Origin of the sequence: Amycolatopsis sp. NPDC059657, assembly GCF_042734395.1 — a bacterium.
Classification (GTDB): Bacteria; Actinomycetota; Actinomycetes; order Mycobacteriales; family Pseudonocardiaceae; genus Amycolatopsis.
In genome coordinates, this window is the sequence record NZ_JBHWEB010000121.1 from 21,049 (window position 1) to 27,537 (window position 6,489).

Here is a 6,489-nt window from a genome sequence, read left to right on the forward strand (position 1 = left end):
TACCCAGTGGTCACTGAACACTCGCTCGCACGGGCATCCCGGAAGTTCCTCGTCCGCACTCGGGAAATCGAGGAACTGCCACAGCTGGCCCCGGGCACCGTTCTCGTGTTCGAGGTCGACTCCGGCTATGTGGCGTTCAACGAACGGCGGCACCTGGCCGGACGTGAAGACGTGGTGGTCAACGCGGTCTCGGTCAGTTTGGTGGATGTCCGGGACCGGCTGGTCCGGGTCCCGTTCGCCGTGCCGTCCAGTAGCCCGGCAGACGACTTCACCGTGCTCGTCGACTTCCAATGCCGTGTCGTGCGACCGGAGTCGGTGGCGGAGCAGGGGCTTTCCAATCTCGTTGGGCTCTTGCGCACCTACCTCCGACAGAACTCCGCGCTCGCCCCCACGACAGGTTCATTCTCCGTCGAGGATATTGCCCAGGTGCGTAAGGAAGTCCCCGCGCTTATCGAAGCTTACTGCCGGATGCGGTCACCTCAGATCGACGGCATGCGGATCGAGCTGGCCGGTGTGCTGGTGCGGACGCCGGCAGATTTGGCGAATCACGAGCGGGACATGCGTGATCTCGATTGGAAGCACCGCAAGGAGAACCGGGAGTACGAAGCCGAAGATCGCAATGCGGCCAGGCTGGAAGGATACTTCCATCGCGGACCTGAGGCGGTGGCCGGGCTCGCGGTCGCCAACCACCAATTGAACCTGGGTGAAGCGACCGAGCGTGAATACGAAATGCAGGCACAAAAGCGAGCGGAGATCATCAAGATCATCCAGGCCTTGCCCGAAGGAGCGCTCGACACGGTCGCGGTCAACGGCGAGCGGCTGATCGAGCACGCGCTCGACGGACTCCTTAGTCCGAAGCGGGGGACTGGCGCGTTGCCGCCGCGGGACCTGTCTCGGGCGCAACTTGACCGGCACTCAGCGGAGGAGGAACCGCATGACTGAACCCACCGCAGCGGTTCCAGTCGAGAGCGCCGCCGCTCAGACTGCCGCGCGCTGGCTGAGAACGCTCACCGGCGCCGACGAGAAGATGCTAGACGAAGTCCCCAGCGAACGTGCTCGATACACGGCGATGGGCGGTGTCGTGTTCGGTACAGCCGTTATCGCGACCTTCTCGATGCTGGTCGGTCTGTCGGAGGTGATCGACGCGTTCAATGTGCTGCTCTTCGTGCCGGCGTTGATCTGGGGTTGCTTCATCCTGAACCTCGACCGCTGGCTCATCTCCAGCTCGGCAGGAACGGGCTGGTCGAGGAGAGCGGGCGTGCTGGTGCCGAGATTGATGCTCGCCTGCTGCTTCGGTGTCGTGATCGCCGAACCCCTCGTGCTCCGCATCTTCGCGCCGGCAATCGAACAGCATGTTCTTGACGCTCGTGACCAGGACCTGCGGAATCTGACCAGCCTCCTGCTTCGTTGCAATCCGGATCCGACAGCGGAAACGGCTGCTTTCGAGGCCGCGTCCCAGCCGGAATGTGATCACCATCGGATGAAACTTGAGGCTGGGCACGCCGCGGTGAGCGGTGAACTCGCCGGCCTCAAGGACGAGGCCAAGCAGCTTCGTGGCAGCGTCGACGCGGACAATGCCGAGCAGGCTCGCCGTGACACTTTGGCGAGTAACGAGTGTGCGGGAACCCCGGGGCCTGGTGTCAGCGGTAAGAAAGGGCGCGGTCCCGAATGCTTGACGCGCGAGGCCGAGGCCCAAGACTTCCGACGGACGCATCCCATCACAGAGCGCTCAGCGAGGTTGGCGACGTTGGAGACTCGAATCGCGGGCTTGGAGGGGACTAAAGCGACTTCCCAGCAGGAATATCAACGGATGCGTGACGCCGAGGTCAAACGGCAGGTCGACGAGATGGCCGCCAATCAGGGGCCGATCGGGCTCCTTCAGAGGCTCACCGCCTTGGACGAGTTGACCTCGGCCAACGGGTTCCTCGTCGCCTCGTCCTGGTTCATCAGGGGTTTTCTCATCCTGGTGGACTGCCTGCCGGTTCTGGTCAAACTGCTCGGCGGTGTTACTCGCTACGAACAACTGGTTGAGGCAAGAGCCAGCAGCGCGCAGAAGATTTACCAGGAAGAGGTGAAGACGAAGGAACTCCGAGAGATGTCAAACCTGGAGGTCGAACAGCACGAACTACGTAACGCGGCTTCGGTCCGGTTGGCAGCCTCGGACTCGGACCGCCGATGGCAGGATGCGCAGCGCGAGGTCGAATGTGAGCGGCATATCAGTGAACTCGCCGAGCAGATCAAAAGGCGTGGACAAGAGGGGGGCCCTTTCGAAGGGGTACCGAGGAAGCCACTGGAGCCGGATGAGCCGGTGCGCACCAACGGGGCAGTGCTGAGCTGACGGCAGAAGGAGCGGCGGTCAACTTCGTCGCTCACTTTCTTGCCCACTTCGTACTTGCCGGGAGCAGTGTTTGCTTCGACCGAGGGCTTCCGATGAGCGCGAAGGCCGTAGGCGGTCGCCTGGACGTGGTGAGGGGCGCCCTTCCCGCTTCCCTGGGAAAGGCACCCCTCCGGTTTCTCCTGCCTGAAGGAGGTTTTAGGCCGCGAAGGCCGCGTCCGACGACTCGGGTGGGCGGCCTTCGCGGCGCAACGGGGCGGGCTAGCCGAACCGCATGGTCGAAGGCCTCGGCATCGAAGCTGGCCCCGGCTACGCGGCGACCTCGGGCCAGCGTCTGCACGACATCGGCTACGCGGGCCTCGCCGAGCACCTCTGACCTAACCGAGACGCGCCAGCAAGGCCAAGGTCTCGGCCTCACGCAAGCGTTGCCCCGACCCCCGATGCAGCTCGAGCGCCATCTCGGCGTGCTTGCGCGCGTCCTCGGGCCGCCCCAGCGCGAGGTTCACCGCGGCCAGCGCATGCCTTGCCCTGCCAAGGAACAACGCCCACCCGTGCTCCTCACACACCCGTAGCGCCTCCACAGCGTGCTCCTCCGCGAGCAACGGCTCCCCGCGTGCCAGCATCAGATCCGTCAGCCCCAGCAGGCTTTCGATCCGGACCGGCGTGTGCCCGACGTCGTCGGCGATCCGCAGCGCGTCGAGTTCCAGCCGCAATGCCTCGTCCAGACGCCCGAGGTGGTGCTGGACCTGCGCGAGCCCGTGCAGCGACTCGCTCTTCCATCGCGGCTCGGCGAGCTCGTGCCCCTTGACCCGCGACTGCTTGATCAGCAGCTCGGCCGTGGCGTCGTAGCCCAGCGAAAGGAACACACCACCGAGCTGCTCCAGCGTGTACGCGTGCCTGGCCTTGACGTCGAGCGCCGCCGAGGCCGCGAAATCCGCCTCGGCCTCGTCGGTCCGGCCGAGCTGGTGCAACGCCCATCCGCGCGCGGCGAGCGCGTTGGCCTGCGCCGCCTTGTCGCCCGAAGCCAAGGCCATCCGCCGTAGCCGATCGGCCGCCCGCTCGGTCCGCTCGGCGTCACCGAGCGCCATCTCGCACTCGATCTCCGCGCTCAGCGCGGTGACCTGCACCCGCTCCAGCCCGTGCTCGTCGCCCAGGCTCAGTGCCTTGCGCGCGTGCTTCAACGCGATGTCGTGCCTGCCGTGGAACAGATACGCGATGGCCAGGTTGAGCCGCATGCCCGCGGCGCCCTCCCAGTCACCGAGCTCGAGCCACAGCCCGATCGCCTGGAACGAGTGATCCAGCGCGCTGTCCATGTCCCTGGCGACGTAGTGCGCCAGCCCGAGCGTCCGGTGCATCGCGGCCTCGAGCGCGGCGTCACCCAGCCGCCGCGCGGAGCCGAGGCCGAGTTCACCGGTCGAGAGCCAGTCGCCGATCCGCCGGTTCAGCCAGAACACCCCGCGCAACGCGTCCACCAGCCGCGTGCACAGCAGGTCGGCGCCTCGCTCGTGGGCCCATTCCGTGGCGGCGACGAGATTCTGGCACTCCGATTCGAGCCACCCCATCGCCTCCTGGCCATCGGTGAACCGCCCGGCACGCGGCGGGGAACTCGTGAGGGGGCTCAGCAGCGCGCACGCGTCCTCGACGCTCGTCAGGTAGAAGCCGAGCAACCGCGTGATCGCCGCGTCGTCGTCACCCCGGCTCCGCGCGTACAGCTTGATCAGGTCATGCAGCCGGTAGCGCCCCGGCAGGTACTGCTCGACCAGGTGCGTCGTCTCCAGCTCGTCGAGCAGCTCCGCCGCGTCGCCGCCGTTCAGCGCGGTGACCGCGTCGAGCGCGAGGTCGGGCCCCGGCGCGACGCTGAGCAGCCGCAGCAGGTCGCGCGCGGCGGGCCGGACGGCGCCGTAGGACAGGTCGAACGCGGCCGCGACGCTCGCGTCCGGGTCGCCGTCGATGCGGAGCTGGGTGAGCCGGTCGCCCTCGGCGAGTCTGCCCGCGAGGTCCGCGACGCTCCCGTGCCTGGTCAGGTTCGCCGCCGCGACGCGCAGCGCCAGCGGCAGATGCCCGCACAGCTCCGCGAGCCTGGCCGCGGCCGCCGGGTCCGCCGCGACGGCGTCGCTGCCCAGCACCTGCGCCAGCAGCGCCGACGACTCGTCCGCCGACATCGAATCCAGCGTGATCCGCTTGGCGTCGTGCAGCGCGGACAACCCGGCCAGCGCGTTGCGGCTGGTGACGATCACGAAGCAGCCGGGAGAGCCGGGCAGCAGCGGCCGGACCTGGCAGGCGTCCGCGGCGTTGTCGAGCACGATGAGCAGCCGCTTTCCGTCCACAGTGGAGCGATAGAGCAGCGAGAGCGCCTCCGGCTCGACCGGGATGTGCGCGCTGGGCATGCCGAGTTCCCGCAGCAGCAAGGTCAGCGCCGCGTCGGCGGACATCGGCCCCGCCCGGTCGAACCCGCGCAGGTTCACGTACAGCTGGCCGTCGGGGAACAGGTGCCGCGCGCGATGCGCCCAGTGCACGGCGAGCGCGGTCTTGCCGACCCCCGCGGTGCCCGCGATCGAGGTGATCACCACCGCGGTGCCCTGCGCGCCGCCGTGGACGCGGTCCAGCTCGGCGAGCTCGGCCGCCCGTCCCGTGAAACTCGGCATGTCCATCGGCAGGCAGGCCGGAGCGCCCGGCCGGTCCTCGGCGAGCCGCTGTTCGAGTTCCGCGCATTCCCGGAGTACCTGGCGCCGTTGTTCGTCGAGCTCGGCGCCCGCTTTTCGCAATACCGTGCTTTCGATCCCGTCGAGCGCCGGTTTACGCCACAGCGACAACGCTTTCCGAAATGCGCGCACGGATTGACTTGCGCGCGCCGAAGCGACCAGATCGGCGAATCGGACGGCGTCCGAACAGTGCGCGGGCAGGTCGAGCCGATAGCCGGCTTCCTCGGTGACGACCGCCGTGGCGTCGAGCACGGACCGCAGCGCGTGCACCCGTTTGTACACCTGCTGCCGGTAGGTGGGCGGAGGCTTTCCGTCCCACAGCACGCTTGCGAGCCGTTCGACGGACACGGTCTGCCCGATGTCGAGCACCAGCGCGGCGAGCAGCGCCTGCTGACCGCCGCCGCCGACAAAGCGGCGCTCGTCGCCGGACCACACCTCGAACTGTCCCAGTAGCCGGAATTCGAGCATCGGCTACCCACTTCCTTCCCGGCTCATACCCTCGCCGGAAGAATACCCGGCTGATTACGAATTGGTGTCTTACGCTTTCGGATAGTGAAAATAAACGAGTACACGCTCACCGCACGATCTCATCCCTATCTCGCCGACCACGAGGTGGGTGGGGCACTCGTGCTCCCGGTCGTGATGGCGCTCGAATGGTTCGCCGAGGCGGCCCGCGAGGTCGACCCGGCCGCCGAGGTGCTCGAAATCGGCGACGTGAAGGTCTACCGCAAGCTCGTCATCGAGGATTTCGGCGGCGCGGGCACCACGGTCCGCGTCCAGTGCGCCCGCCAAGACCGGTTGCTGACCCTCGATCTCTTCACCGCGCCAGGCAAACCCCCGCACTACCGCGCCCACGGCCTGCTCGGCCACACCCGCAACGGCAGCCTGCGCGGCCGTGAGCATCCCCGCGGCCTCGTACCCTGGGTCGACGACGAGTTCTACGACGGCCGCACCCTCTTCCACGGCCCCAGCTTCCAGGTCCTGCGCGCGCTGACCGGCTTCTCGGACTCCGGCGCCATCGGCACGCTGACCGGCTCGAAGGCGGCGGGCTGGGGCGGGCGCGACTGGCACACCGACCCAGCGCTGATGGACGGCGGCCTGCAGATCGCGGTGCTGTGGGCGGAGCTCGAACTGGGCGGCGCCTCACTGCCGATGAGCGTCGGCGGCTACCGCGTGCACCGCGCGGGCCTCGCGACCGGGCCGGTCACCTGCGTGGTGTGGGCCAGGCGGATCCACGACGTCGAAGCCGAGTGCGACATCGCCTTCTTCGACGAAGACGGCGGCCTGCGCGCCGAGCTCTTCAACGTCTCCCTGATCCTGCGCCCCTGACGAGAACAGTCGTGAGTGGTACGGCCGGTTCTAACCGGGCCGGGCCCGCACGACCCCCACCCGGGGGGCCCCCCCGGGGCACAAAGGATACCCCCGGTGTGACCGGGTGATATAAAAAAAGGA

Annotated in this window: 4 protein-coding genes; 3 read left to right on the forward strand and 1 reads right to left on the reverse strand. The window is 67.9% G+C overall.

Going from position 1 to position 6,489, the window contains the following annotated elements; all coding sequences use genetic code 11:
• Positions 1-6 precede the first annotated feature (6 nt).
• Together ACFV15_RS39720 and ACFV15_RS39725 are read left to right on the forward strand one after the other, a co-directional pair.
• Positions 7-942, forward strand: a complete 936-nt coding sequence (locus ACFV15_RS39720) for a hypothetical protein (RefSeq protein ID WP_378357501.1) — start codon at positions 7-9, stop codon at positions 940-942.
• Positions 935-2,338, forward strand: a complete 1,404-nt coding sequence (locus ACFV15_RS39725) for a DUF4407 domain-containing protein (protein WP_378357502.1) — start codon at positions 935-937, stop codon at positions 2,336-2,338. The genes ACFV15_RS39720 and ACFV15_RS39725 overlap by 8 nt, the downstream gene beginning before the upstream one ends.
• 374 nt (positions 2,339-2,712) lie before the next feature.
• Here ACFV15_RS39725 and ACFV15_RS39730 read toward each other — a convergent pair whose 3' ends face one another.
• Positions 2,713-5,505, reverse strand: coding sequence for an ATP-binding protein (locus tag ACFV15_RS39730; RefSeq protein WP_378357504.1), 2,793 nt, complete (start codon positions 5,503-5,505; stop codon positions 2,713-2,715).
• 84 nt (positions 5,506-5,589) lie between these two features.
• Between ACFV15_RS39730 and ACFV15_RS39735 the strand changes: the two genes are divergently transcribed.
• Positions 5,590-6,366 (forward strand): polyketide synthase dehydratase domain-containing protein, encoded by a 777-nt coding sequence (locus ACFV15_RS39735; RefSeq protein ID WP_378357506.1) that lies wholly within the window; start codon positions 5,590-5,592, stop codon positions 6,364-6,366.
• Positions 6,367-6,489: the final 123 nt, after the last annotated feature.

Bases quoted from the DNA above. Each gene is read 5' to 3' on its own strand.
- ACFV15_RS39725 (WP_378357502.1), top strand. From the start codon at position 935: ATGACTGAACCCACCGCAGCGGTTCCAGTCGAGAGCGCCGCCGCTCAG.
- ACFV15_RS39730 (WP_378357504.1), bottom strand. From the start codon at position 5,505: ATGCTCGAATTCCGGCTACTGGGACAGTTCGAGGTGTGGTCCGGCGAC.